The organism is Pseudomonas flexibilis (assembly GCF_000802425.1).
GTDB lineage: Bacteria > Pseudomonadota > Gammaproteobacteria > Pseudomonadales > Pseudomonadaceae > Serpens > Serpens flexibilis.
Genome location: NZ_JRUD01000007.1, coordinates 246,807 through 269,917 on the forward strand (window position 1 = coordinate 246,807; position 23,111 = coordinate 269,917).

Here is a 23,111-nt window from a genome sequence, read left to right on the forward strand (position 1 = left end):
CCGGCAGCTCCGGCCTGGCGAACCGGCGTTGCCGGCTCGGCCATCATCAACCCGCCGGAAAGATCAGGCTGAACCGTGTCCCGTCCGTATCACTGCGCACCTCTACCCGCCCGCCATGGGCCTGCATGATGGAGCGCACGATGGCCAGGCCCAGGCCGCCGGAGTCACCGGGCTGGTTGCGGGAGGGGTCGCAGCGGTAGAAGCGCTCGAACAGGTGCGGCAGGTGCTGGGGTGCAATCGGCTCGCCCTGGTTGTCGACGTGCAGGGTTAGCGCGCCGTTCTCACGGCTGCTGCTGATGACCACCGGCGTGTCGGCGGCCGCGTAGCGTAGGGCGTTGGCGATGAGGTTGGCCAGAGCGCGGCGCACCAGTTGCGGGTCGGCATGCAGTTCGCCGGCGGCCTGGTTGATCAGTTGGATGCCGCGCTCCTCGCCCATGCCTTCGAAGTAGTCGCAGAGCTGCGCGGCCAGCAGCTGCAGGTCGATGGCCTCGCGCTGGAGCGCCCCCTTGGACTGCTCGGTGCGCGCAAGGAACAGCATGCTGTCGATCATCCGCGCCAGGCGTTCGTATTCCTCCTGATTGGATGCCAGCAGGTTCTGGTATTCCTCCGCCGAGCGCACGCGGCCCAGCGCCTGCTGGGTCTGCCCCATGAGGTTGCTGAGTGGCGTGCGCATTTCATGGGCGAGGTCTTCGGAGAAGCGCGACAGCTGGGCGAAACCGGCTTCCAGGCGCGACAGCATCTGGTTGAGCGCCTGGCTGAGGGCGCTCAGTTCGCTCAGCTCCCTGAATTCGTCCAGCCGCAGGTGCAGATGCTGCACATCGATGGCGGCGGCGCGCGCGGCCAGCTGGCGCACGGGGCGCAGGCCGTGCTGGCTGACCAGCCAGCCCAGTACGAAGGCCAGCGCGGCGCCAAAGGACAGGGCGATCCACAGCTTGAGGCGATAGGCGCCGAGCATGTTTTCACGCTCGCTCAGCCGCTTGCCGGCGATCATGGTCAGGCGACGATCGCCACGGGTCACATCCAGCCAGGCCACGCGCAGCTCGCTGTCCGGCACGTCGCCCAGGCGCGCCTCCGGGGCGGGCGGCAACGCCGGCACCGGCACGCCGGTGGGGTTGATGCCGATCAGCAGCTCGCCGCGGGCGTTGATGATCCACAGCAGGTTGTCGCGATTGCCCAGCATGTTCTCGTAGAGATGCGGCTGGCTGCGCAGCGCCTCGATGCTGTCGCTGTCGTCGATCAGCGCGTGCATGCGCTGCAGGCGGCCGAGCAGTGCCTGGTCGTCGCGCCAGGCCACTTCGCGCTGCAGGGACTGGTAGAGGTAGAAGCCGATCACGCCCAGCAGCAGCACGCTGGCCAGGGCGAACATCAGCGCCAGGCGCAGGCTCAGGGAGCGGGGCCACAGCGTCATACCGGCACGTCCAGCATGTAGCCGATGCCCCGCACCGTGTGAATCAGTTTGAGCGGATAAGGGTCGTCGACCTTGGCGCGCAGGCGGCGGATGGCCACGTCCACCACGTTGGTGTCGCTGTCGAAGTTCATGTGCCAGACATGCGAGGCGATCTGCGCCCGCGACAGCACCTCGCCCTCGCGGCTGAGCAACAGGTGCAGCAGTGCGAATTCCTTGTTGGTGAGCAGGATGCGCTCGCCGTTGCGGGTGACCTTGCGGCGCAGGACATCCATGTGCAGGTCGGCGGCCTGGAACTGGTCGAGCTCGCGGGGCGGCCCGCGACGCAGCAGGGAACGTACCCGCGCCAGCAGTTCGGTGTAGGAGAACGGCTTGATCAGGTAATCATCGGCGCCCAGCTCCAGGCCCTTCACCCGGTCTTCCACGGCATCGCGCGCGGTGAGGAACAGCACCGGGGTCTGCTGCTTGCGGCGGATGATCTGCAGCAACTGCCAGCCATCCAGGCCGGGCAGCATGACATCGAGAATGATCAGGTCGAACTCGAATTCCTGGGCCAGGTGCTGGCCGTCCAGGCCATTGAGCGCCACGTCCACGTGGTAGCCGGACTCGCTCAGCCCCTTGCGCAGGTAATCCGCGGTCTTTACCTCGTCTTCCACCACCAGAATACGCATCGTCACCCTCCTGCTCAGGCGCGCAGCCTAAACAGATCCGCGCCGCAGGCCCATTACAAATCCGTAATTGGCGCGCAATGCGTCTGTGCGCAGGACCCGGGCACCATGGCCGGCATCTGCTCAACCGAGCCTTAACCGGGAGACCCGCATGTTGATTCGTAGTGCCACCCTGTCACTGATTGCCCTGGCCGTGGGCTCGACCGCCGCCTGGGCCGCCCCCAAGGATGTCGCGCAGCGCCCCGATGTCACCCTGGCGCTGGCCAATGCCCTGCTGACCGAAACCCTGGCCGTCTGCAAGGCCGAAGGCCGCAACGCCGTGGCGGCGGTGGTCGACCGCGGCGGCAACCTGGTTGCCGTGCAGCGGGCTGACAACGTCGGCCCGCACAACACCCTCGCCGCGCAGCGCAAGGCCTACACCGCGCTGTCCACCAAGACCCCGACCCGGATGCTGGCCGAGGGCGCGCGCAAGAACCCGGACGCCGCCAACCTCAACACCCTCAACGAGCTTCTGCTGCTGGGCGGCGGTGTGCCGCTGAAAGTGGGCAACGACGTGATCGGCGCCATCGGTGTGGCCGGCGCCGGCGGTGCGGACATGGATGAGGCCTGTGCCAACAAGGCCATCTCGAAAGTACTGACCCAAACCCTCTGACCTGGAGTTACCCGATGAATATGCTGAAAACCCTGTGTGCCGGTGCCGTCCTGAGCAGCCTGACCAGCGTCGCGCTGGCCGCCGGCAACCCGCTGAGCGTGCACGTCCTGAACCTGGAGAACGGCCTGCCGTCGCCTGACGTGAACGTGACCCTGGAAAAGCAGGACGGCAAGAACTGGAAGCTGCTCAACCAGGGCGACACCAACGAACAGGGCCGCATTCCTGCCCTGTTCCCGGAAGGCAAGTCGCTGGAAAAAGGCACCTACCGCGTTACTTTCAAGACCGGCGAGTGGTTCAAGGAGCACCAGACCGCCACCTTCTTCCCGGAAGTCCCGGTGATTTTCGAAGTGGACGGCACCGTGCCCCATTACCACATTCCGCTGCTGCTGAGCCCCTACGGTTTCTCCACCTACCGGGGCAACTGATTCGCGGCGGCTGAACTCCGAGCCGCGGCGTAGCGGGTGTCAACGGGCCGGGTCGTCCCCCCCGAACCGTGCCCGGTGACACCCATCCCAGCGAGGCATTCCGGCGAGTCCATGGGTAGCCCCCCTGCCCCGACTCATCACTGGAATGCCTCCATCTCATTTCGTCAGGCTGCGCGCAGGCGTCCGTGTCAGGCCTGGCGGACCTGCCGCTCCAGCTCGGCCTTGAGGGCCGGATCGAGCCTCAGTTGCCTGGCCAGCTCGTCGAGGTAGGCGCGCTCCATGAAGTGCTCCTCGTCCACCATCAGGACGCTGGCCAGGTACATCTCGCTGGCCATTTCCGGCGTACGGGCGGCACGGGCGACATCGGCCGGGTCGAGCGGCTGGTTCAGCTCGGCGTGCAGCCAGCGCTGCAGCTCGGGGTCGTTGTCCAGTTTGGCGAACTCACCTTCGATCAGCGCCGTCTCGCGTTCGTCCACATGCCCGTCTGCCTTGGCCGCCGCCACCAGGGCCTTGAGGATCGCCTGGCTGTGTTGTTCAGCCTGGGCCGGCGGCAGCCGGTCGAGGGTCTGCGGCTCGCGCTGCTGCGCCGCGCCCTGCTGAGCCTGCCAGTTGCCATAGGCCTTGTAGGCCAGCACCCCGAGCGCCGCCAGGCCGCCATAGGTCAGGGCCTTGCCGCCCAGCTTGCGCGCCTTCTTGTTGCCCAGCAGCAGGGCCATCGCGCCGCCAGCCAGGGCGCCGCCACCGGCGCCGGACAGCAGGCCGCCCAAGCCGTTGTTTGCGCCCGTGCTACCGGACAGCCCGCCGATTGCCGGTTTGCCGGTGAGGCTACCGCCCTGCTTCTGCAGCAGTTCCTGACCGGATTTGAGCAACTGGTCGAGTAAACCTCGGGTGTTCATCGCGCGTCCTCCGAAGAAAATGGCAGTCAGAGTAAAGCCTGAGCGCCACCGCGACGTGGTGCATTTGCGTCCGGATATTGCGTTCGAGCGGCTGTTATTCAGCGGGCATCCAGCTGGCCCAGCAGCTCGGGCAGCACCACCCCCGCCGCACCGACGAGCGAGAATTCCCGCGCACCGCCCTGACCGGAGGGCTGCGGGTTGATGTGCGCGACGGTCGCGCCAGCCTGCAGCGCCAGCAGCGGAATCGACGCCGCCGGTTGCACCACGCCGGAGGTGCCGATCGATAGCAGTACATCGCATTCTCCGGCCGCCTTGAAGGCAGCCCGCAAGGCGGCCTCCGGCAGCGCCTCGCCAAACCAGACCACGCCGGGGCGCACCTTGCCGTTGCAGTGCTGGCAGCGCGGTGGCTCCAGGCGGCGGCCTTCGGCGGGCTCCTCGGGCGTTGCGGTGAGGGCGTGGGGACGGGCACAGGCAAAGCAGCGCGTCGCATGCAGGCTGCCGTGCAGGTGGATGACGTCGCGACTGCCGGCACGCTCGTGCAGGTCGTCGACGTTCTGGGTGATCAGCGTCAGCTTCGGCACCCGCTCGGCCAGCGCGGCGATGGCGCGGTGCGCCGGGTTGGGCTGGGCCTGCAGCACCTTCATGCGGCGCCATTCGTACCAGCCCCAGACCAGCGCCGGATCACGCCGGAAGGCCGAAGGCGTGGCCAGCTCGGCGGGATCGAAGCGTTCCCACAGGCCGCTCAGGGCATCGCGGAAGGTGGGAATGCCGCTCTCGGCGGACACCCCGGCGCCGGTGAACACCACCAGGTGGCGGGCCTTGCGCAGGGCGGTGGAAAGCGCATCAGGGATCAGCATGTCAGGCTCCGGGCGGCCAACGGATCGCCGGGATTATCCATGGAGCGCGCGGCCTGTGTCTCACCGGTCAGGACGCGTCGTGGCGCCTGGACGGCGTGGCATAATGCGCGCCGCTTGTTTGGCAGGTCATTTCAGTAGGGCAACGATGCTGCAGAAGTTCGAAGTTATTGTCATCGGTGCCGGAGCGGCCGGTCTGATGTGCGCGGCCAACGCAGCCGCGCGTGGGCGCCAGGTGCTGGTGCTGGACCACGCCAACAAGGCCGGCAAGAAAATCCTCATGTCGGGCGGTGGCCGGTGCAACTTCACCAACTACTTTATTGCGCCCGACAAATACCTCAGCCATAACCCGCACTTCTGCAAATCGGCATTGAAGCGTTACACCCAGTGGGACTTCATCGCCCTGGTGGAACGCAACGGCATTGCCTACCACGAGAAGAAAGACGGCCAGCTGTTCTGCGACCACAAGGCCTCCGACATCCTCAACATGCTGCTGAGCGAATGCGAGCAGTACGGCGTGCAGATTCGCCTGGACACCGAGGTGACCCGCATCGAGTCCAGCAGCACGGCAGGCTGCCGTTTCCAGTTGCGCGCCGCCGGCCAGCAGCTGGGCTGCGAATCCCTGGTGATTGCCACCGGCGGCCCGTCGATTCCGACCCTGGGCGCCAGTGGCTTTGGCTATGAGCTCGCCCGTCAGTTCGGGCTGCCGGTGTACCCCACTCGCGCCGGCCTGGTGCCATTCACCATTACCGATCAGCACAAGGCGCTGTGCAGCGCGTTGAGCGGCACGGCGCTGCGGGTGGACGTCAGCGTGCCGGGCAAGAGCTTCACCGACGACATGCTGTTCACCCATCGCGGCTTGAGCGGTCCGGCGATGTTGCAGATTTCGTCGTACTGGGAAGAAGGCGATGCGCTGACCATCAACCTGCTGCCCGACCAGGATCTGGCCCAGAGCCTGCGCCAGGCACAGCATCAGCGGCCCAAGGTGCTGCTGCGCAACTGGCTGGCGGAGCTGACGACCCAGAAATTCGCCGAACATTGGCTGGCGTCGATGCCCTGGACCAATCACACCCTGGCGCAACTGAACGGCGCGGACATGGATGCCTTTGCCCAGGGCTTGCACGAGTGGGTGGTCAAGCCGTCCGGCACGGAAGGCTATCGCACCGCCGAGGTAGCCCTGGGCGGGGTGGATACCGATGTGCTGTCATCCAAGTCGATGGAGTGCAAGACGCTGCCGGGGCTGTTCTTCATCGGCGAAGTGGTCGACGTGACCGGCCATCTGGGCGGATTCAACTTCCAGTGGGCGTGGTCCAGCGCGGTGGCGGCGGCGGAGTTTGTCTGAGGGAGCGCGAAGCTTTTCGTGCGGGCCGACGCTAAAAGCTCGCGAATGAATTCGCTCCTACAGGTAATGCGCCGCCGCCATTTTGCAGCTGCCCGCGCTGGAAGCCATTGAACTGAACGCGGACTCGAACCGCGTTCGCCCCTGTATACTGCGCGCCCTTCGGCGCCTTGGCGCCCGTCGTTTTCCTTTTCAGTGTCAGTGCGGTCGTATCGTGGAAAAAACCCCAGCCTCCCAGCAGCCCTTGAGCCGTCGTTTCTCCATCGCGCCGATGATGGACTGGACTGATCGCCATTTCCGGTTCCTGGCCCGTCAGCTCTCGCGTCACACCCTGCTCTACACGGAGATGGTGACCACCGGCGCCCTGCTGAATGGCGATGCCCAGCGCTTCCTGCGCTATGACGAGTGCGAGCATCCATTGGCCCTGCAGCTGGGCGGCAGCAACCCGGCTGAGCTGGCGGCGTGCGCAAAGATGGCGGAAGCGGCGGGATACGACGAGGTGAACCTGAACGTGGGCTGCCCGAGCGATCGGGTGCAGAACAACCTGATCGGCGCCTGCCTGATGGCGCATCCGGCGCTGGTGGCCGAGTGCGTGAAGGCCATGCAGGACGCCGTGTCGATTCCGGTGACGGTCAAGCACCGCATCGGCATCAATGGCCGTGACAGCTACGCCGAGCTGTGCGATTTCGTCGGTCAGGTCAGCGAGGCCGGTTGCCGCAGCTTCACCGTGCATGCGCGCATCGCCATTCTCGAGGGCCTGTCGCCCAAGGAGAACCGCGAGGTGCCGCCGCTGCGTTATGACGTGGCCGCGCACTTGAAGCGGGACTTCCCCGATCTTGAGCTGGTGCTCAACGGCGGCATCAAGACGCTGGAGGCCTGCGAGGAGCACCTGCAGGTGTTCGACGGGGTGATGCTCGGCCGCGAGGCGTATCACAACGCCTACCTGCTGGCCGAGGTGGATCAGCGCCTGTTCGGCAGCACGGCGCCGGTGATCAGTCGCAGCGAGGCGCTGGCGCGCCTGCGCCCCTACATCGAACGGCATCTGGCCGAGGGCGGCGTGATGCACCATGTGACCCGTCATACGCTGGGTCTGGCCCAGGGTTTCCCCGGGGCGCGGCGTTTCCGGCAATTGCTGTCGGTGGACGTGCAAAAGACCGACGATCCATTGGGGCTGCTGGATCAGGCCATCGACGTGCTGGCCGGACGGTAAACCCCGCCGCTGTGCGTAGGGCGGTCGGCGTGGTACCGGCCGCCATTCGATGTTGGCATCTCGGTGGCCGAAAACGACGTCAACCACCCTACGCGCGCGTTACAGACCCAGTTCGTCCAGCGCCTCGTCGGCCTGGTCGAGAGCCAGCTCCGTGCTGTCGATCAGGTTGGAAACCTCTTCCACCGATGCCTCGCCAAGATCGACGGCCTTCAGCGCCGCCAGCAGCTCGTTCATGCGCTGGATGACGGCGGCGGCGCGATCGCGGTCTTCCTCGGCATGCTCCTCCTCGTCCGGCTGACGGAGATAGTTCTCGGCGTGACCCTTGGTTTCCTCGGCCGACTCGATCAGTTCGGCAATTTCGTTGCGGATGTCGTCCACCAGCGCCATGGGTTGTTCCCCGTTATTGAATAAGCCTTGATTAATGCGGGCGGCGGCGCAGGAATCAAGGGCAGCGATACAAAATGCCTGCTATCCATTGACCCGCGTCCTGGCGCGTCCCCGGGCCTCTGTTATCCTCCTGTGATTTTCCGTGCGGCGACCGCCGCGTCAGGGACGACGTTTCTTCAAGTCATCGCAGGTGCCCCATGCCTTCCAAGCTGGACCAGTTGAAAGCCTTCACCACCGTGGTTGCCGATACCGGCGACCTGGATGCCATCGCTCGCCTCAAGCCGGTGGACGCCACCACCAATCCGTCACTGCTGCTCAAGGCGGCCGCCCTGCCCCGCTATGCCGATCTGCTGCAGAACGCCACGCGGGCCGCTGGCGGCGATACCGGCCTGGCCTGCGACCATTTCGCCGTCGCGGTAGGCGGGGAGATCCTCAAGGTCATACCCGGGCGCATCTCCACCGAGGTGGATGCCCGCCTGTCCTTCGACAGCGAAGCCACCCAGCGCCGCGCCGAGCGCCTGATCGATCTCTACGATCGGGCCGGCATCGGCCGCGAGCGGGTACTGATCAAGGTCGCCGCGACCTGGGAAGGCATCCGCGCCGCCGAACGCCTGGAACAGTCCGGCATCCAGACCAACCTGACCCTGCTGTTTTCCTTCGCCCAGGCGGCGGCCTGCGCCGATGCGGGCGTGTACCTGATCTCCCCCTTCGTGGGGCGCATCTACGACTGGTACAAGAAGGCCGAGGGCCGCGATTACGTGGGCGCGGAAGATCCGGGCGTGCGCTCGGTGACGCGCATCTACGACTACTACAAGGCCAACGGCTACTCGACGGTGGTGATGGGCGCCAGCTTCCGCAACCTGGGGCAGATCGAGGCGCTGGCCGGCTGCGATCGCCTGACCATCAGCCCGGAGCTGCTGCAGAAGCTGTCCGAGGATGAAAGCCCGCTGCAGCGCCAGCTACAACCGGGCGCCGCCGGTGAACCCCGTCAGGTGCTGGATGAAAGCGCGTTCCGCTGGGCGCTGAACGAAGATGCCATGGCCACCGAGAAGCTGGCCGAGGGCATTCGCCTGTTTGCGCGGGATCAGGAGAAGCTGGAAGCCCTATTGCGCGGCTGAGGCCTGGGGTTTCGTAGGGTGGTCAAGGCGCAGCCTTGGCCACCCTTGAGGAGCGGGCACTCAAGGCCAGGCCGTGAGCGCCTTCGGCGGCCGGAAAGGCGCCGCCTCCCGGCAAAACGACAAAAGGCGATGCAACCGGCATCGCCTTTTTCATGCCCCGCCCGACTCAGCTGCGTTCCAGCGCCTCGACCAGATCGCGGAACGCCTGGCGGTTGGAGTCGTTGAGGCTCATCAGGATGCGGTGGGCTTCCAGCACCCGGTGGCGCACTTCCTCCTCGGAGACGTCCTGGCACGGCAGGTCGCGCAGGCTTTCCGGGGTGATCTGCGGCTGGTCGACGATGTTGAACACCTGATCGAACCCCATGGAGTGCAGCAGCCGGGTGATGTCCGGGTTGCGGGTCACCAGGGTGGGAAGCAGCCCGACCTTCTGCCGCGACAGGATCGACAGCTTGGCCAGCAGTCCGAGGGTGGTGCTGTCGATGCTGCGGGTGTCGATCAGGTCGATGACGATGCTCGAAAAGTTCGTCGCAGAGAAGATCTGTTCGATGGTGGAATCCAGCACGGAGCAGAGGGTCAGGCGTATCTCGCCGATGAACTTGAGTACGAAGGTGCCTTCCTGCTCGGCAAACTGGATCTTGCCGTTACTCATTCAAGATTCCTGCTCAGTACCAGGAGGGCGATGTCGTCCGGCATGTCGCCCAGTTCATTCAATCCAAAAGTCTGTCGCAGACCCTCCAGGGTTCCACCTGCCGCGCCAATCATCCTGGGCAACGCAGCCTCCTTTTCTTTGAGTGTCTCACCCGGCAAAAGATCGAGAATGCCGTCCGAGAGCAGCGTCAGGCTGAACGCCTCGGGCAGTTGGATCTCGCGGTCCTCGAAGGTGGCTTCCTCGAACAGCCCCACCGGCAGGCCGCGACCCTGCAGATATTCGGCCTGACCGTTCTGGTAAAGCACCGGTAGCGGAAGATGGCCACCGATACTGTAGGTCAGCCGATCGGTGGGCAGGTCGATGATCCCGCCCAGCATGGTCACGTGCTTGCCGAGCTTGAGGTTGATCAGGCCCCGATTGATGTGACCCAGCACGTCGGAGGGCTTGAACTCGGGCAGCTTGCCACCGCGCCGCGACTCGTAGAGCAGCCGCGTGGTCATGAACTTGAGCAGCACGGTGACGAACGCCGAGGAGGCGCCATGCCCGGAAACATCGGCCAGGTAGAAGGCGATGCGCCGGTCGTCGAGGCGAAAGTAGTCGACGAAGTCACCGGAGAGATACAGCGAAGGGATGATCTGGTGGGAGAAGCTGAAGCCGTCCGCCGTCCAAGGGGTGTCCGGCAGCAGGCTGATCTGCACCTGGCGGCCGGCGTCCTGGTCTTCCTGCAGCAGGTGCAGGCTGGCCTGCAGCTCGCGGTTGGTGGCCTCCAGCCTCTCGCTGTACACCGCGTTCTCGTGGCGCAGGCGCGCGCGATCCAGGGCCCGGCGGATGGAGTGCTCCAGCACCGCCAGGTCTTCCAGGGGTTTGATCAGGTAATCGGCGGCACCCAGGCGCAGGGCCTCGACCACGTCGTTCATCACGCCGGCCCCGGACACCACGATCACCGGAGCGGTATCGTTCAGCTCGCCGATGCGGCGGATCAGCTCCAGGCCGTCGATCTGCGGCATGCGCAGGTCGCAGATCACCAGGTCCGGGTGTTCCTGCTGGAAGATTTCCAGGCCCTGATGCCCGTTGCTGGCCTGCGCGACCGTGAATCCGCTGTCCTCCAGATAAGCCGCGAGGCTGGTTCGCACAGCCTCGTCGTCATCAATGATCAGCAGTTTGGCACTGGGATTGTGCATGGGATTTCCAGGCATACGGCGCCGGATGCGATGGACTGATTGGCCGGCGGAAGCACGGCGAAGTATAGGGAGTTCTCGACACGGCGCAGACGGTACTCCCATCCGACAGGCGATTCAAGCTTGCGGGCGTACGCCCAAAGGGCTATGGCCAGGCTCAGAAATCGTCCTCGATCATGCCGTCGCGCACCTTGAACTCGCGGTTCTGCAGGTACACGTTGCGCAGGAAGGTGTACTTGTCGCCCTGGATGAGGCGCTCGGCGTCCAGGAAGCTCGCCCGCGTATCCACTACATCCAGACCCAGCAACTGGTTGCGGGTACGCACGTGGTCCAGATGGGTATAGAGACCGTTGTAGCTGTCGGGGAAGCGGGCCAGGCCGTCGCGCACCGTGCTCGGCCCCAGGAACGGCAGCACCAGGTACGGCCCGCTGCCCAGCCCCCAGACGCCGAGGGTTTGGCCGAAGTCCTCGTCGTTGCGCTGCAGGCCCATCCGCGTGGCCACGTCGAAGAAACCCAGCAGCCCGAAGGTGGAGTTGAACAGCAGGCGCGCGGTATCCACGCCCGCCGCGTGCAGCTTGCCTTGCAGCAGGTTGTTGGTCAGGTTGCGCACCTCGCCCACATTGCTGAAGACATTGCCGATGCCGGTTTCCAGGAAGTCCGGCGTCACGGTGCGATACCCCTTGGCCAGCGGCTTCAGCGCATAGGTGTCCAAGGTCTCGTTGAAGGCGAACATCGAGCGGTTGAAGCCTTCCCATGGATCGTCCTCGTGAGCCTGCGCTGCCGCCTGTAATGGCAACGCCAGGACAGCACAGACCGCCAGGCAACGGACCGTCACTGACATGCCGACGGCGAAAACAGCCATTGCAGTACCTCCTCGAGATTCGTAGTGTGTCGCCCCCGCCAACCGGCGGAAACCCGATTCCAGACGCGCCGGAGCCGGCAAAGCGGCGAAGTATACGGCCAGTTCCCCACAGAGAGGCACCCCCATGTCCGCGTCCGACACCCCTCGCCTGCTGCACGCCTGCCGCATCCCGGTACGCTGGGGCGACATGGACAGCTACGGCCACGTCAACAACACCCGCTATGTGCAGTATCTGGAGGAGGCACGCATCGCCTGGTTTGCCAGTCTTTCCATGGACATCGACCATGGGCCGGAAGGTCCGGTGGTGCTGCAAGTGCAGCACACCTACCTGCGTCCCGTGGTCCATCCGGCCACGGTAGTCGTCGAGCTGTATGCCGGCGCGCTGGGTCGCAGCAGCCTGACCCTGGAACACCGCCTGTATACCGAGGCGGAGCCGGGCATCCTGTACGGGGAAGGCTTCTGCAAGCTGGTGTGGATCGAGCATGCGGCAAACCGTTCGGTGCCGGTGCCGCCCGGCCTGCGCGCGCTGTTAGCACCGCCTGTCTGAGACGCCCCCTCCGTCATCGAACCGTCACCGGGCAACTCTAGCCTGCTCCTCTCAAGCAAAGAGGAACCGCATGATGAGCGCCCGCCCACAGCTGTTTACCGCCGTGCTGTTCGGCCTGTCCGGATGTCTGGTCGACCATGGTGCATACGTGGTACGTCAAGCCCGGCAGCCGCTCCAGGCGCCACGCGTGAGCCTGGGCAACCTGGCCCTCAGCAGCCGCCTGGAACGGGCCGCCCGGGTGCAGGACTGGCAAGCCCAGGCCGACCTGCGCGAGCAGGCCCTGGCTCGAGCCCAGCCCACGCCGAATGCGCTGGCCACCCTGGAAACCCTGCACCGCCAGGGCGTGCCCTGCGCCTGGCTTGAGGAGTTGCCGGATACCGTCTGCCAGGCGCTGGCCTCGCGCCTGCCGGGCTGGCTGGCGGGATTTCCCGGCACCGAGACCCGCCCCTGGCCGGCGCCGGACGCCTGCTGGGAGGCGCTCAGCCAACTGAACATTCCGCACCTGGAAGGCAGCGTTCTGGTATGTAGCGATACACGCCTGCTGGAGGCCGGCCTGCGCGCCGGGCTCTGGACCATCGGCCTGGCGACCAGCGGCAGTCAGTGCGGGCTGAGCCTTTTGGACTGGCAGAGCCTGACGCCCTTGGAACAGAAGTCGCTACGTACCGTGGCCACCCTGGAGCTGTACCAGTTGGGTGCGCATTCGGTCATCGACGACCTGGGCGACCTGGCCAGCTGCCTGGCGGACCTGGCCAAGCGACGGGCCAAGGGTGAAAAACCCTGATACCCCGTGTCACAGGCGAACTGCCGGGCACTGCCTTATCTTTAGGGCAACGCCTGCCGTCCGGCGGGCGATGGACCAAGGGAGTACCGCCATGCCCGCACAGGAACTTCGCAAGCAGCTCGAACAGTTGCGCGACCAGCTCGAACAGACGCCACCGCTGGACGCCGACGAGCGCGGCGCCATTCAGGCGCTGATCGAGCAGATCGAAACCCAGTTGGCACTGCAGAGCCCGCCGCCTGCCGACGAGACGCTGGTGGACGGCATCAACCTGGCCGTGGAGCGTTTCGAGGTCAGCCACCCCACGCTGGCCGGCACCCTGCGCAACATCATGCAGAGTCTGGTCAGCATGGGTATCTGACGCCTACTGGCGCACCAGCCGGCGGTTGTCCACCTGCGGCGCCTCGCTGCTGCGGTAGGGATTGATGTCCAGCCCGCCGCGGCGCACGTAGCGCGCGTAGACGGTCAGCCGCCGCGGCTGCAGCAGGCGCTGCAGGTCCAGGAAGATGCGCTCCACGCACTGCTCGTGGAAGTCGCGATGCTGGCGGAAGCTGATCAGGTAGGCCAGCAGACTGGCCGGATCCAGCGCCGGGCCCTGGTAATCGACCACCACACTGCCCCAGTCCGGCTGGCCGGTGACCGGACAGTTGGACTTGAGCAGGTGGCTGTGCAGGCATTCCTCCACCTGGCGCTGCGGGTCGCAGCGCAACAGTTCCGGGCGCGGATGGTCGTAGCCAGTCACTTCAACGTCCAGGTCATCGATGCAACGGCCCGGCAAGCGGGCCACGCCCTCCTCGCCCACTTCATCCAGGCTGCGCACCCGCACGCCGACCGGCGCGCCGGCCACGGCCGACAGGTCGCGCCGCAGCGCTTCGCGCACCGCCTGCGCATCGGCGAACACCGTCTGGTTCAGCGAATTGAGGTAGAGCTTGAAGGACTTGGATTCGATGATGTTCGGCGAATCGGCCGGAATGGCGAACTCGCCGATGGCCACCACCGGCTTGCCGGACGGCAGCAGCCAGGACAGCTCGTAGCAGTTCCAGTAATCCACGCCCTGATAGGGCAGCTGGCCGGCCTGCAGCCCCAGCTCCGCCCACTTCGGCGCGCGCGGGATGGGGTACAGCAGCTCGGGGCTGTAGTGGTCGACGTACTCGCTGGACTTGCCCAGCGGCGAATGTTCGGCCGGATGCATGGCGTTACCTGACGAAAAACGGGCCGCGCAGTATAAGCGCGGCCACGCGGATCGGCACCGCCCGGCCGCTTACTGGCGCAGGCCGCGCCCGCTTTTCAGCAGGTGGATGCAGAACAGGTAGAGCACGGCGGTGGCCAGCAGCATGAAGCCGATGGCGGTGCCGATGTGGATGTCGGATACGCCGAGGATGCCGTAGCGGAAGGCATTCACCATGTGCAGGATCGGGTTGGCCAGCGAGACGCTCTGCCAGAACGGCGACAGCAGGTGGATCGAGTAGAACACCCCGCCCAGGTACGTCAGCGGCGTGAGCACGAAGGTGGGGATGATCGAGATGTCGTCGAAGCTACGCGCATAGGCGGCGTTGATGAAGCCGCCCAGAGCGAAGATGGTCGCCGCCAGCAGGATGACCAGGATCGTCACGCCCAGGTGGTGCACCTGCAGCTGGGTGAAGAACAGCGACAGCACGGTGACGATCAGTGCCACGCCCAGGCCGCGCAGCACGCCGCCGGCCACGTAGCCGACCAGGATGATGTGCGGCGACACCGGCGCCACCATCAGCTCCTCGATGTTGCGCTGGAACTTGCTGCCGAAGAAGCTCGACACCACGTTGCTGTAGGCGTTGGTGATCACCGACATCATGATCAGCCCCGGCACGATGAAGTCCATGTAGGGCAGGCCGTCCATCTCGCCGATGCGCGCGCCGATCAGGTTGCCGAAGATCACGAAATACAGCGCCATGGTGATGGCCGGCGGCAGCAGGGTTTGCGGCCAGATGCGCAGGAAGCGCCGCACTTCCCGGTAGACGATGGTGTGCAGGGCGATCAGGTTGGGACGCAGCTCGTTCATTTCGCCACCTTGCTCAGGTTCTTCTCCACCAGGGACACGAACAGTTCCTCCAGGCGATTGCTCTTGTTGCGTAGGCTCTGTACCTCGATGCCCTGCCGCTGTAGCTGGCCGAACAGGTTGGTGATGCCCTGTTCCTTCTCCACCTGCACCTCCAGGGTACGCCCGTCCAGCAGGCGCGCCGGGTAGCCGTCCAGCTCCGGCGCCAGCAGCTGCGCTTCCTTGAGGTCGAGCAAGAAGGTTTCCACGTGCAGCGACTGCAGCAGGCCGCGCATGCTGGTGTTCTCGACGATGCGCCCGTGATCAATGATCGCGATGTTGCGGCACAGCTGCTCGGCTTCCTCCAGGTAGTGGGTGGTGAGGATGATGGTCACCCCCTGGCGGTTCAGCTCGGTGATGAAGTTCCACATCGAGCGGCGCAGCTCGATGTCCACGCCGGCGGTGGGCTCGTCGAGGATCAGCAGGCGCGGCTGGTGGATCAGCGCGCGGGCGATCATCAGCCGGCGCTTCATGCCGCCGGAGAGCATGCGCGAGGGCACGTTGCGCTTGTCCCACAGGCCCAGCTGGGTCAGGTACTGCTCGGCGCGCTCCTTGGCCACCCGCATGGGGATGCCGTAGTAACCGGCCTGGGTGACGACGATGTCGAACACCTTCTCGAACTGGTTGAAGTTGAACTCCTGGGGCACCACGCCCAGGCAGCGCTTGAGGCCGACCGGGTCACGGTCCAGGTCGTGGCCGAACACCTGCACCGAACCCGAGGTCTTGGTCACCAGGGTGGAGAGAATGCCGATGGTGGTGGACTTGCCGGCGCCGTTGGGGCCGAGCAAGGCGAAGAAGTCGCCTTCGGCGACGTCCAGGTCGATGCCATGCAGGGCCTGGAAGCCATTGCCGTAGGTCTTGGTCAGCTGCCGGATGGACAGGGCGGAACTCATAGGAAGGCACGCACGCGTTTCTGGAAGAACCGGCACAGATGGGGGCGACAGTCGACAAATGCAAGACCGGTAGCATTCGGCGCGTCTGGAACGCCTATGCTGAACCGGACGCTTACCGACCCGGAGGACACCCATGCTCGCCGTCTGGCTACTCGTGCTGCTGTTCGGCATTCTGCTGCTCGCCCACCTGCGCCTGCCGGCGCTGACCAGCCTGATCATCGTGGCCGTATACCTGGTCGCCATGACGCTCACCGAGGTGGCCCCCGGCGGGCTGATGCTGATCCTCGCCCTGCTCTGGCTGGCGGTGGCCCTGCCGGTGCTGATGCCCGACCTGCGCCGGCGGCGCATCAGCGCACCCGCGCTGCAGTGGTTCCGCGGCGTGCTGCCGCCCATGTCGGACACCGAGCGCGACGCCATCGAGGCCGGCACCGTGTGGTGGGACGGCCAGCTGTTCAGCGGCCGCCCGGACTGGAACCAGCTGCTGGCCGTACCCGCGCCGCTCTTGACCGCAGAAGAGCAGGCCTTCGTCGACGGCCCCACCGAGCAGCTGTGCGCCATGGTCAGCGACTGGGACATCGGCCAGCGCATGGACCTGCCGCCGCAAGCCTGGGCCTTCATCAAGGAACAGGGGTTCTTCGGCCTGATCATCCCGCGCGAATACGGCGGCAAGGGCTTCTCCGCCCTCGCCCATTCGCAGATCGTCATGAAGCTGGCCACCCGCAGCGCCGACCTGGCCTCCACGGTGATGGTGCCCAACTCCCTTGGCCCGGCCGAACTGCTGCTGCATTACGGCACCGACGAACAGCGCCAGCGCTACCTGCCGCGCCTGGCGCGTGGCGAGGAAATCCCCTGCTTCGCCCTCACCGGCCCGCTGGCCGGCTCCGACGCCGGCGCCATGCCGGACAGCGGCGTCATCTGCCGCGGGCAATGGGAGGGCGAAGAAGTGCTCGGCCTGCGCCTGAATTGGGAGAAGCGCTATATCACCCTCGGCCCGGTGGCCACCCTGCTCGGCCTGGCCTTCAAGGCCTATGACCCGGACCATCTGCTGGGCGAACAGGACGAGCTGGGCATCACCCTGGCGCTGATCCCCACCAACCTGGCCGGCATCAACATCGGCAAGCGCCACCTGCCGCTGGGCGCGGCCTTCATGAACGGCCCGAATGCCGGCAAGGATGTGTTCGTGCCGCTGGACGCGATCATCGGCGGGCCGGCCATGCTCGGCAAAGGCTGGATGATGCTGATGAACTGCCTGTCGGTGGGTCGCTCCATCTCGCTGCCGGCGGTAGGCACCAGCGCGGCGAAGACCTGCGCCTACGCCAGCGGCCGTTACGCGCGCATCCGCGAACAGTTCAACGTGCCGCTTTCCGCCTTCGAGGGCATCCAGGCCCCGCTGGGACGCCTGGCCGGCAACGCCTGGCTGATGGATGCGGCGCGGGTACTCACCGCCCGCGCCGTGGACCTGGGCGAGAAGCCCTCGGTGCTCTCCGCCGTGCTCAAGTACCACCTCACCGAACGCGGCCGCGAATGCATCGCCCACGCCATGGATATCCACGGCGGCAAGGGCATCATCATGGGCCCCAACAACTACCTGGCCCGCGCCTGGCAGGGCGCGCCGATCTTCATCACCGTGGAAGGCGCCAACATCCTCTCGCGCAATCTGATGATCTTCGGCCAGGGCGCCATCCGCAGCCACCCCTACGTATTGAAGGAAATGGAACTGGCCGCTGCCGAGGACAGCGACGCCACCCTGGAAGCCTTCGACCGGGTGCTGCTGGAGCACACGGGCTTCGCGGTCAGCAACGCCGCCAGCGCCTTCCTGCTCGGCCTCACCGGCGGCCTGTTCAGCGCCGCGCCGGGACACGGCGTCAGTCGCCGCTATTTCCGCCACCTCAACCGCCTGGCCGCCGCCTTCGCGCTGATGGCCGACACCTCCATGCTGCTGCTCGGCGGCAGCCTCAAGCGCCGCGAGCGCCTGTCGGCGCGCCTGGGCGACGTTCTCAGCTACCTGTACCTGGGCTCGGCGGCACTCAAGCGCTTCCACGATCTCGGCCATCCCAGGGAACAGGAACCCCTGCTGCGCTGGGCGCTGGAGGAATCGCTACGCTGCGCCGAAACCGCCCTGGCGGAACTGCTGGACAACTTCCCCAACCGACCGCTGGCCATGCTGCTAAGGGTGCTGGTGTTCCCCCTCGGCCTGCGCCACAAGGGACCGTCGGATGCCCTGGAAGCCCAGCTGGCGGCGATGCTCGATGCGCCGCTGGCCGACCCGGCGCTGGCGCGGCTGCTGGACGGCGTCTACCTGCCGGAGGATGAATCCCAGGCGCTGGGCGCACTGGAGTATGCGTGGCGTCATGTGCAATCCAGCGAGGCGATCGGCAAGGTGCTGCAGCGCGCCGTGCGCGAAGGCCAGTTGCACCCCGCGCGGGGTGGCGACGTGCTTGAGACCGCAGTGGCCGACGGCGTGCTCAACGAGGCCCAGGCCCAGGCGCTGCGCGAGGCGGAAACGGCGCGCCGGCGCGTGATCGACGTGGACGCTTTCGCTCCGGAAGCCCTGCAACCCAGCGACGGCAAGGTGCGCTGAACGGCGTGTTTTTCAAGGCATGGCGCGGTGGGGGTATACTCCCGCGCCCTTTTGACAGACAGGTTTCCCATGGCCACTTCCTACCTCGACCACAACCTGGCCCTGCTCGCCCACCTGCGCAGCATCCTGATCGCCCTCGGCGAGGCCGAGCAGATTCCCGACGACAGCCATGCGCTGTTTCTCGAGCGCTTCGACGATCTGCTCGAATCCCTGCCGCACGTGCCTGAAGATCGCCCCCTCGGCCAGGACCTGATCTGCCAGGTATTCCACCGCTACCCGCAGGTGGCGCACCTGGTGCCGCGCGACCTGCTGTGGTTCTTCGGCGGAGATTGCCTGCACTACATGCCTGACGAGGAAATCGCCCTGTACCAGGAGCTGGACGAGCGCCGCTACGCCGCCGAGGAAGCCGGCGAGCCGTTCGACTGGAACATGGAAAAGCAGTTGCTGGCGCTGCCCGAGAACAGCCCCAAGCACTGAGCGGCGGCGCCACCTGTCTCCCCTCTCCCTTGACGGGAGAGGGGACGGGGGAGAGGGTGACAGGCTCCGCAACCCAACCCGTCTCAGGTATCCAGATGCCCGGCCAGGAACTGCGCCAGGCGGCGCTGCATCAGCGGACCCGGCGTGCCCAGGCAGGCGATGGGCGTGCCGGCCAGGCTGTCACGCCCTAGTTCGGACCCTTCACCACACAGCGCCAGCGGGCAATCCAGCGCCAGCACCAGTTTGCTCAACTGGCGGCGCAAGGCCTCGTCCGGGGGTAGCGTGGCATACAGCACCAGCGCGCGCGGGTGCACGGCCTGGCATACCAGGCTCAGCTCATCCAGTGGCTGCCCGAGCGGCAACAGGCGCACGGTGCCGGCATCGCCATTGAGCAGCAGGCCGGCGACCAGCAGCTCCAGCTCGCGGCACTGGCCGGGCAGCGCGGCCATCAGCAGTGCCTGCTCGCCCGGCCGGTGCGCCAGTTGCAGACGTTGCAGTACCCGGGCGCGCAGGAAGGCGTCGAGGAAGAGCCAGCGACTGGTCTGGCCGAACGCCTCGCCGCGCGCCAGCTCGCGCCACAGCGGCAGCAGGATGTCCTCGAACACCACCGACAGCGGGTAGGTGGAAAACACCTGGCCGTACAGCTGTTCCAGGCGCGACTCGTCGAAATCGGCCAGGGCCTCGCGCAGGCGCGCCTGCCACTCGCCCCACTCCCCGGCCCGGGGCTCGACCACTGCCGCCGCCTGGGCCCGGCTGTTCGCGCCGCGTTCCAGCAGTTGCGCGACCTTGCTGACCGCCACGCCGCGCTCGGTCCAGGTGAGGATGCTGCGGATTGCCTCGACATCGGCCGGCGAATACAGGCGATGACCACCCTCGGTGCGCAACGGCTGGATCAGCCCATAGCGGCGCTCCCAGGCGCGCAGGGTGACCGGATTGACGCCGGTCAGGCGCACCACCTCGCGGATGGGCAGCAGCTGCGCTTCGGCGTCGGGCGTGATGGCGTTGGAGAGTTCGTTCATGACGGAACCAGGGCTGGTCGGATGCGCGGCATTCTATCAAAGGCATCGACGGGGTAACCGTTGCTAACAACCCGGAAAAAGCAGAGGGTTCCTTCCTCGGTTGGTTGCTCTAGAATGCCGCGAAAACCTGCGGAACCCGCCCCCATGATCAACGCCAAACTGCTCCAACTGGTCATCGAAGCCTCCAACGACGGCATCGTGGTTGCCGAACAGGAAGGCGATGACAACATCCTCATCTATGCCAACCCGGCCTTCGAGCGCCTGACCGGCTACGCGGTGGACGACATCCTCTATCAGGACTGCCGTTTCCTGCAGTCCGGCGACCGCGACCAGCCAGGCCTGCAGGCGATCCGCGAGGCGATCCGCGCCAACCAGCCGTGCCGGCAGATCATCCGCAACTACCGCAAGGATGGCACGCCGTTCTGGAATGAACTGTCGATCACCCCGGTGTTCAACGAGGCCGACCAGCTCACCTACTTCATCGGCATCCAGAAGGACGTCAGCGTCGAGGTCGAGGCCTCCGAGCGGGTCCGCCAGCTGGAAGCCGAAGTCGCCGAGCTGAAGCGCCAACTGGCTGAGCGCCACGCCTGAAACACCCCGCCCCGCCGGGTGATGAAGATCATCAAGCCCCCGCCCACCCGGCCGTAGGCCAGCCTCAGAGTTCCATGGGCGCCTGGCGACACAGCTCGGCCAGCGCCGCCACCCAGGTCTCGTGGTCGTTCAGGCAGGGCACCAGGCGCAGTTCCTCGCCACCGGCGGCGAGAAACTGTTCGCGGCCGCGGTCGCCAATTTCCTCCAGCGTCTCGATGCAATCGGCGACGAACGCCGGGCACATCACCAGCAGCTTCTTCACCCCACGCGCTGCCAGCTCGTCCAGGCGTGCCTCGGTATAGGGCTCGATCCACTTGGCCCGCCCCAGCCGCGACTGAAAGGCCACCGACCACTGCTCGGGGGCCAGCCCGGCCAGCCGAGCGAAGCCCTCGGCGGTTTTCAGGCATTGCGCGCGATAGCACGTGGCAAGCACCGCGCCCTCTGCCCGCTGGCAGCAATCGGCGCTTTTCAGGCAATGACTGCCCGAGGGGTCGCGCTTGTGCAGATGGCGCTCGGGCAACCCATGAAAGCTCAACAGCAGGTGGTCGAAGCCCTCGTCCAGATAGGGCCTGGCGCTGGTGGTCAGCGCCTGCAGGTACAGCGGCTGATCGTAGAACGGCGGCAGGATCGACAGCCGCAGCCGCAGGCCGTGGCGACGGATCACCCGCCGCGCCTCCTCGATGACCGTCGTCACGGTGCTGTCGGCGAACTGCGGATAGAGCGGCGCCAGGGTTACCCGCTCACAGCCCTGGTCAGCCAGGCGACGCAGCACTCGCTCGATGGACGGCTCGCCATAACGCATGGCCAGTTCCACCGGCCCCTGCCAGTGCGCATGCATCGCCTGCTGCAAACGGCGACTGATTTCCACCAGCGGCGAACCCTCCGGCCACCAGATCGACGCATAGGCCTCGGCGGACTGCGCCGGCCGACGCAGCAGGATCAACGACACCAGCAGACGCCGCAGCGGCCATGGCAGATCGATCACATGAGGGTCCATCAGAAACTGGTTGAGGTAGCGGCGCACATCGGCCACATCGGTGGAGGCCGGTGAACCGAGGTTCACCAGCACGAGAGCGTGATCGGTCATGCAATGTTCCTGTAGCCGAGAGAAAAGAGGCGCGGCAGCGCAGGGAGCACAGGCCGGCGTTCGCCGTGCGCACACACCCGCCGCAACGGCCGGAGATTCTTGTACACAATCGAACACTTGTACAGCTTTTAAGCTCGGGCTAGCCTGTTGGCATTACCCAGGAGGTTGCCCATGCAGAACAATCCGATTGCCATCATCGGCAGCGGCATCGCCGGTCTTGCCGCCGCGCGCACCCTGGCCGAGACAGGACGTGCCGTACAGCTGTTCGACAAGAGCCGTGGCAGCGGCGGCCGGCTGGCCAGCAAGCGCAGTAGCATCGGCGATCTGGATATCGGCGCGCCGTATTTCACTGCCCGCGACGCGCACTTTCAGGCGGCCGTCGCCCAGTGGCAGGCCGCCGGCTGGGTCGCCCCCTGGACACCTGCGCTATACCGCCACCAGGACGGGCACCTGCTGCGTGTCGACAACGACACGCAGCGCTGGGTCGGCACCCCGCGCATGAGCGCCCTGACCCGAGCTCTGCTGGGTGATCTGCCGGTACGCTTCAACTGTCGAGTAACCGAGGTCGCGGCAAGCGCCGGCCACTGGCATCTGCTCGACACGGACGGTAACCGCCACGGACCCTTCGGCCAGGTGATCGTCGCCGTACCGGCGCCCCAGGCCAGCGCCCTGCTCGGCGCGGCACCGAGCCTGGCGGCGCGCGCCGCCAGCGTATCGATGCACCCCACCTGGACCGTTGCGCTGGGTTTCCGCCAGCCCTTGCCCAGCGCCGTTGAAGCCTGTTTCGTGCGCGGCGCGCCGCTGGACTGGCTCGCCCGCACGTCCAGCAAACCCGGCCGCGACAGCGGCATGGACAGCTGGGTGCTGCATGCCGACAGCGCCTGGAGCGAACGGCACCGTGAGCTGCCCGCCACCCAGGTCATCGCCCGCCTCTACGATGCGTTCGCCGCCACCATCGACTGTCCGCTGCCGCCCTCCGACTTCAGCCTCGCCCACCGCTGGATCTATGCCCGGCCTGCCCAGCCGCTGAGCCCGGGCGTGCTGGCGGACCCGGAGGCCGGTCTGTATGCGTGCGGCGACTGGTGCCGGTCGGGACGCGTCGAAGACGCCTGGCTGAGCGGCCGGGACGCGGCGCTGCAGCTGCTGGAGCGCTCATGAACCGTTTCAATCCCCGCAAGCTCAGGCTGTCCAAGTGGACCGCCTGCCAGCCGGAGAACCGCGAAAAGCATTTTCTGGTCACCGAGCTGATCTGTGACGAGGACGGCACACCGCTGCAGATCGACTTGCAGGCGGTATACAGCGGGCGCACGCAGCGCCTCGACTGGCGCGAGCTTCGCGACAGTCGGCGGTGGACCATCGGCTGGCGATGATCGGCCGGTATTGCGTCGCCGCGCACACCACTAACCGCGATAGTGATACAC

Annotated in this window: 26 protein-coding genes; 13 read left to right on the top strand and 13 right to left on the bottom strand. The window is 66.4% G+C overall.

Translation table 11 applies throughout. From position 1 onward, the window contains the following. Positions 1 to 46: 46 nt before the first annotated feature. Positions 47 to 1,408, bottom strand: coding sequence for a heavy metal sensor histidine kinase (locus SF06_RS06265; protein WP_039560337.1), 1,362 nt, complete (start codon positions 1,406 to 1,408; stop codon positions 47 to 49). Then, positions 1,405 to 2,076 (bottom strand): heavy metal response regulator transcription factor, encoded by a 672-nt coding sequence (locus SF06_RS06270; RefSeq protein WP_039560338.1) that lies wholly within the window; start codon positions 2,074 to 2,076, stop codon positions 1,405 to 1,407. The genes SF06_RS06265 and SF06_RS06270 overlap by 4 nt, the downstream gene beginning before the upstream one ends. Before the next feature lie 148 nt (positions 2,077 to 2,224). Between SF06_RS06270 and SF06_RS06275 the strand changes: the two genes are divergently transcribed. Together SF06_RS06275 and uraH are read left to right on the top strand one after the other, a co-directional pair. Next, the gene (locus SF06_RS06275) at positions 2,225 to 2,725 is read left to right on the top strand and encodes a GlcG/HbpS family heme-binding protein (RefSeq protein WP_039560339.1); all 501 of its coding nucleotides are present in this window, start codon (positions 2,225 to 2,227) and stop codon (positions 2,723 to 2,725) included. Positions 2,726 to 2,739: 14 nt separating this feature from the next. Beyond that, a complete protein-coding gene (gene uraH / locus SF06_RS06280) occupies positions 2,740 to 3,150 on the top strand; it encodes a hydroxyisourate hydrolase (protein ID WP_039560340.1) in 411 nt (136 codons plus the stop codon). A 188-nt stretch (positions 3,151 to 3,338) separates the two neighbouring features. Here uraH and SF06_RS06285 read toward each other — a convergent pair whose 3' ends face one another. After that, positions 3,339 to 4,046, bottom strand: coding sequence for a tellurite resistance TerB family protein (locus tag SF06_RS06285; protein WP_039560341.1), 708 nt, complete (start codon positions 4,044 to 4,046; stop codon positions 3,339 to 3,341). 98 nt (positions 4,047 to 4,144) lie between these two features. Next, complete coding sequence (locus tag SF06_RS06290; protein ID WP_039560385.1) at positions 4,145 to 4,900, bottom strand: SIR2 family NAD-dependent protein deacylase; 756 nt, start codon at positions 4,898 to 4,900, stop codon at positions 4,145 to 4,147. A 151-nt stretch (positions 4,901 to 5,051) separates the two neighbouring features. On the opposite strand from SF06_RS06290, the gene SF06_RS06295 reads away from it, so the two are divergent. Continuing rightward, complete coding sequence (locus tag SF06_RS06295; protein WP_039560386.1) at positions 5,052 to 6,242, top strand: BaiN/RdsA family NAD(P)/FAD-dependent oxidoreductase; 1,191 nt, start codon at positions 5,052 to 5,054, stop codon at positions 6,240 to 6,242. A 208-nt stretch (positions 6,243 to 6,450) separates the two neighbouring features. Then, positions 6,451 to 7,449, top strand: coding sequence for a tRNA dihydrouridine(20/20a) synthase DusA (gene dusA, locus SF06_RS06300; RefSeq protein ID WP_267882106.1), 999 nt, complete (start codon positions 6,451 to 6,453; stop codon positions 7,447 to 7,449). Positions 7,450 to 7,548: 99 nt separating this feature from the next. On the opposite strand, the gene SF06_RS06305 is transcribed toward dusA, so the two are convergent. After that, positions 7,549 to 7,836 carry a hypothetical protein gene (locus tag SF06_RS06305; protein ID WP_027590278.1) on the bottom strand — a complete coding sequence of 96 codons (288 nt, stop codon included), beginning with the start codon at positions 7,834 to 7,836 and terminating at the stop codon, positions 7,549 to 7,551. A 197-nt stretch (positions 7,837 to 8,033) separates the two neighbouring features. On the opposite strand from SF06_RS06305, the gene tal reads away from it, so the two are divergent. After that, positions 8,034 to 8,954, top strand: coding sequence for a transaldolase (tal, locus tag SF06_RS06310; RefSeq protein WP_027590277.1), 921 nt, complete (start codon positions 8,034 to 8,036; stop codon positions 8,952 to 8,954). Positions 8,955 to 9,120: 166 nt separating this feature from the next. On the opposite strand, the gene rssC is transcribed toward tal, so the two are convergent. From rssC to SF06_RS06325, 3 genes are all read right to left on the bottom strand, one after another. After that, positions 9,121 to 9,603 carry an anti-sigma factor antagonist RssC gene (gene rssC, locus SF06_RS06315; protein WP_027590276.1) on the bottom strand — a complete coding sequence of 161 codons (483 nt, stop codon included), beginning with the start codon at positions 9,601 to 9,603 and terminating at the stop codon, positions 9,121 to 9,123. Further along, positions 9,600 to 10,784, bottom strand: coding sequence for a two-component system response regulator RssB (gene rssB, locus SF06_RS06320; protein ID WP_027590275.1), 1,185 nt, complete (start codon positions 10,782 to 10,784; stop codon positions 9,600 to 9,602). Before rssB ends, rssC begins: the two co-directional genes overlap by 4 nt. 154 nt (positions 10,785 to 10,938) lie before the next feature. Then, positions 10,939 to 11,643, bottom strand: a complete 705-nt coding sequence (locus SF06_RS06325) for an MlaA family lipoprotein (protein WP_051587399.1) — start codon at positions 11,641 to 11,643, stop codon at positions 10,939 to 10,941. Positions 11,644 to 11,767: 124 nt separating this feature from the next. Between SF06_RS06325 and SF06_RS06330 the strand changes: the two genes are divergently transcribed. The 3 genes from SF06_RS06330 (at position 11,768) to SF06_RS06340 (ending at position 13,329) form a co-directional block, all read left to right on the top strand. Then, positions 11,768 to 12,190 (top strand): acyl-CoA thioesterase, encoded by a 423-nt coding sequence (locus tag SF06_RS06330; protein ID WP_037008754.1) that lies wholly within the window; start codon positions 11,768 to 11,770, stop codon positions 12,188 to 12,190. Positions 12,191 to 12,260: 70 nt separating this feature from the next. Then, positions 12,261 to 12,971 carry an HAD superfamily inactivated hydrolase PcrP gene (gene pcrP / locus SF06_RS06335; RefSeq protein ID WP_039560342.1) on the top strand — a complete coding sequence of 237 codons (711 nt, stop codon included), beginning with the start codon at positions 12,261 to 12,263 and terminating at the stop codon, positions 12,969 to 12,971. A gap of 91 nt (positions 12,972 to 13,062) precedes the next feature. Then, positions 13,063 to 13,329 carry a DUF4404 family protein gene (locus SF06_RS06340; protein WP_027590271.1) on the top strand — a complete coding sequence of 89 codons (267 nt, stop codon included), beginning with the start codon at positions 13,063 to 13,065 and terminating at the stop codon, positions 13,327 to 13,329. A 3-nt stretch (positions 13,330 to 13,332) separates the two neighbouring features. On the opposite strand, the gene queF is transcribed toward SF06_RS06340, so the two are convergent. The 3 genes from queF to SF06_RS06355 form a co-directional block, all read right to left on the bottom strand. Then, entirely contained in the window at positions 13,333 to 14,160 is an 828-nt protein-coding gene (gene queF, locus SF06_RS06345) for an NADPH-dependent 7-cyano-7-deazaguanine reductase QueF (RefSeq protein WP_039560343.1), read from the bottom strand. Between the two features lie 69 nt (positions 14,161 to 14,229). After that, the gene (locus SF06_RS06350) at positions 14,230 to 15,006 is read right to left on the bottom strand and encodes an ABC transporter permease (protein WP_027590269.1); all 777 of its coding nucleotides are present in this window, start codon (positions 15,004 to 15,006) and stop codon (positions 14,230 to 14,232) included. Beyond that, entirely contained in the window at positions 15,003 to 15,935 is a 933-nt protein-coding gene (locus SF06_RS06355) for an ABC transporter ATP-binding protein (RefSeq protein ID WP_027590268.1), read from the bottom strand. The genes SF06_RS06350 and SF06_RS06355 overlap by 4 nt, the downstream gene beginning before the upstream one ends. Positions 15,936 to 16,068: 133 nt before the next feature. Between SF06_RS06355 and SF06_RS06360 the strand changes: the two genes are divergently transcribed. Together SF06_RS06360 and SF06_RS06365 are read left to right on the top strand one after the other, a co-directional pair. After that, positions 16,069 to 18,516 carry an acyl-CoA dehydrogenase gene (locus SF06_RS06360; protein ID WP_039560344.1) on the top strand — a complete coding sequence of 816 codons (2,448 nt, stop codon included), beginning with the start codon at positions 16,069 to 16,071 and terminating at the stop codon, positions 18,514 to 18,516. Between the two features lie 69 nt (positions 18,517 to 18,585). After that, on the top strand, positions 18,586 to 18,993 hold the full coding sequence (locus SF06_RS06365) for a PA2817 family protein (protein ID WP_027590266.1): 408 nt from the start codon (positions 18,586 to 18,588) through the stop codon (positions 18,991 to 18,993). Between the two features lie 83 nt (positions 18,994 to 19,076). Here SF06_RS06365 and SF06_RS06370 read toward each other — a convergent pair whose 3' ends face one another. Further along, positions 19,077 to 20,012, bottom strand: coding sequence for a MerR family transcriptional regulator (locus SF06_RS06370; protein ID WP_039560345.1), 936 nt, complete (start codon positions 20,010 to 20,012; stop codon positions 19,077 to 19,079). A 144-nt stretch (positions 20,013 to 20,156) separates the two neighbouring features. On the opposite strand from SF06_RS06370, the gene SF06_RS06375 reads away from it, so the two are divergent. Next, positions 20,157 to 20,603 (top strand): PAS sensor domain-containing protein, encoded by a 447-nt coding sequence (locus SF06_RS06375; protein WP_039560346.1) that lies wholly within the window; start codon positions 20,157 to 20,159, stop codon positions 20,601 to 20,603. 64 nt (positions 20,604 to 20,667) lie between these two features. Here the strand turns inward: SF06_RS06375 and hemH are convergent, their stop codons facing one another. Continuing rightward, positions 20,668 to 21,690, bottom strand: coding sequence for a ferrochelatase (hemH, locus tag SF06_RS06380; RefSeq protein ID WP_039560347.1), 1,023 nt, complete (start codon positions 21,688 to 21,690; stop codon positions 20,668 to 20,670). 171 nt (positions 21,691 to 21,861) lie between these two features. On the opposite strand from hemH, the gene SF06_RS06385 reads away from it, so the two are divergent. After that, entirely contained in the window at positions 21,862 to 22,848 is a 987-nt protein-coding gene (locus SF06_RS06385) for an NAD(P)/FAD-dependent oxidoreductase (protein ID WP_039560348.1), read from the top strand. Further along, complete coding sequence (locus SF06_RS06390) at positions 22,845 to 23,060, top strand: TIGR02450 family Trp-rich protein (protein WP_027590261.1); 216 nt, start codon at positions 22,845 to 22,847, stop codon at positions 23,058 to 23,060. Before SF06_RS06385 ends, SF06_RS06390 begins: the two co-directional genes overlap by 4 nt. Positions 23,061 to 23,111: the final 51 nt, after the last annotated feature.

Bases quoted from the DNA above. Each gene is read 5' to 3' on its own strand.
- SF06_RS06305 (WP_027590278.1), bottom strand. From the start codon at position 7,836: ATGGCGCTGGTGGACGACATCCGCAACGAAATTGCCGAACTGATCGAG.
- rssC (WP_027590276.1), bottom strand. From the start codon at position 9,603: ATGAGTAACGGCAAGATCCAGTTTGCCGAGCAGGAAGGCACCTTCGTA.
- queF (WP_039560343.1), bottom strand. From the start codon at position 14,160: ATGCATCCGGCCGAACATTCGCCGCTGGGCAAGTCCAGCGAGTACGTC.
- SF06_RS06275 (WP_039560339.1), top strand. From the start codon at position 2,225: ATGTTGATTCGTAGTGCCACCCTGTCACTGATTGCCCTGGCCGTGGGC.
- hemH (WP_039560347.1), bottom strand. From the start codon at position 21,690: ATGACCGATCACGCTCTCGTGCTGGTGAACCTCGGTTCACCGGCCTCC.
- SF06_RS06330 (WP_037008754.1), top strand. From the start codon at position 11,768: ATGTCCGCGTCCGACACCCCTCGCCTGCTGCACGCCTGCCGCATCCCG.
- rssB (WP_027590275.1), bottom strand. From the start codon at position 10,784: ATGCACAATCCCAGTGCCAAACTGCTGATCATTGATGACGACGAGGCT.
- SF06_RS06350 (WP_027590269.1), bottom strand. From the start codon at position 15,006: ATGAACGAGCTGCGTCCCAACCTGATCGCCCTGCACACCATCGTCTAC.
- SF06_RS06355 (WP_027590268.1), bottom strand. From the start codon at position 15,935: ATGAGTTCCGCCCTGTCCATCCGGCAGCTGACCAAGACCTACGGCAAT.
- SF06_RS06370 (WP_039560345.1), bottom strand. From the start codon at position 20,012: ATGAACGAACTCTCCAACGCCATCACGCCCGACGCCGAAGCGCAGCTG.
- SF06_RS06385 (WP_039560348.1), top strand. From the start codon at position 21,862: ATGCAGAACAATCCGATTGCCATCATCGGCAGCGGCATCGCCGGTCTT.
- SF06_RS06265 (WP_039560337.1), bottom strand. From the start codon at position 1,408: ATGACGCTGTGGCCCCGCTCCCTGAGCCTGCGCCTGGCGCTGATGTTC.
- pcrP (WP_039560342.1), top strand. From the start codon at position 12,261: ATGATGAGCGCCCGCCCACAGCTGTTTACCGCCGTGCTGTTCGGCCTG.
- SF06_RS06375 (WP_039560346.1), top strand. From the start codon at position 20,157: ATGATCAACGCCAAACTGCTCCAACTGGTCATCGAAGCCTCCAACGAC.
- SF06_RS06340 (WP_027590271.1), top strand. From the start codon at position 13,063: ATGCCCGCACAGGAACTTCGCAAGCAGCTCGAACAGTTGCGCGACCAG.
- SF06_RS06270 (WP_039560338.1), bottom strand. From the start codon at position 2,076: ATGCGTATTCTGGTGGTGGAAGACGAGGTAAAGACCGCGGATTACCTG.
- SF06_RS06285 (WP_039560341.1), bottom strand. From the start codon at position 4,046: ATGAACACCCGAGGTTTACTCGACCAGTTGCTCAAATCCGGTCAGGAA.
- SF06_RS06390 (WP_027590261.1), top strand. From the start codon at position 22,845: ATGAACCGTTTCAATCCCCGCAAGCTCAGGCTGTCCAAGTGGACCGCC.
- uraH (WP_039560340.1), top strand. From the start codon at position 2,740: ATGAATATGCTGAAAACCCTGTGTGCCGGTGCCGTCCTGAGCAGCCTG.
- tal (WP_027590277.1), top strand. From the start codon at position 8,034: ATGCCTTCCAAGCTGGACCAGTTGAAAGCCTTCACCACCGTGGTTGCC.
- SF06_RS06365 (WP_027590266.1), top strand. From the start codon at position 18,586: ATGGCCACTTCCTACCTCGACCACAACCTGGCCCTGCTCGCCCACCTG.
- SF06_RS06325 (WP_051587399.1), bottom strand. From the start codon at position 11,643: ATGGCTGTTTTCGCCGTCGGCATGTCAGTGACGGTCCGTTGCCTGGCG.
- SF06_RS06360 (WP_039560344.1), top strand. From the start codon at position 16,069: ATGCTCGCCGTCTGGCTACTCGTGCTGCTGTTCGGCATTCTGCTGCTC.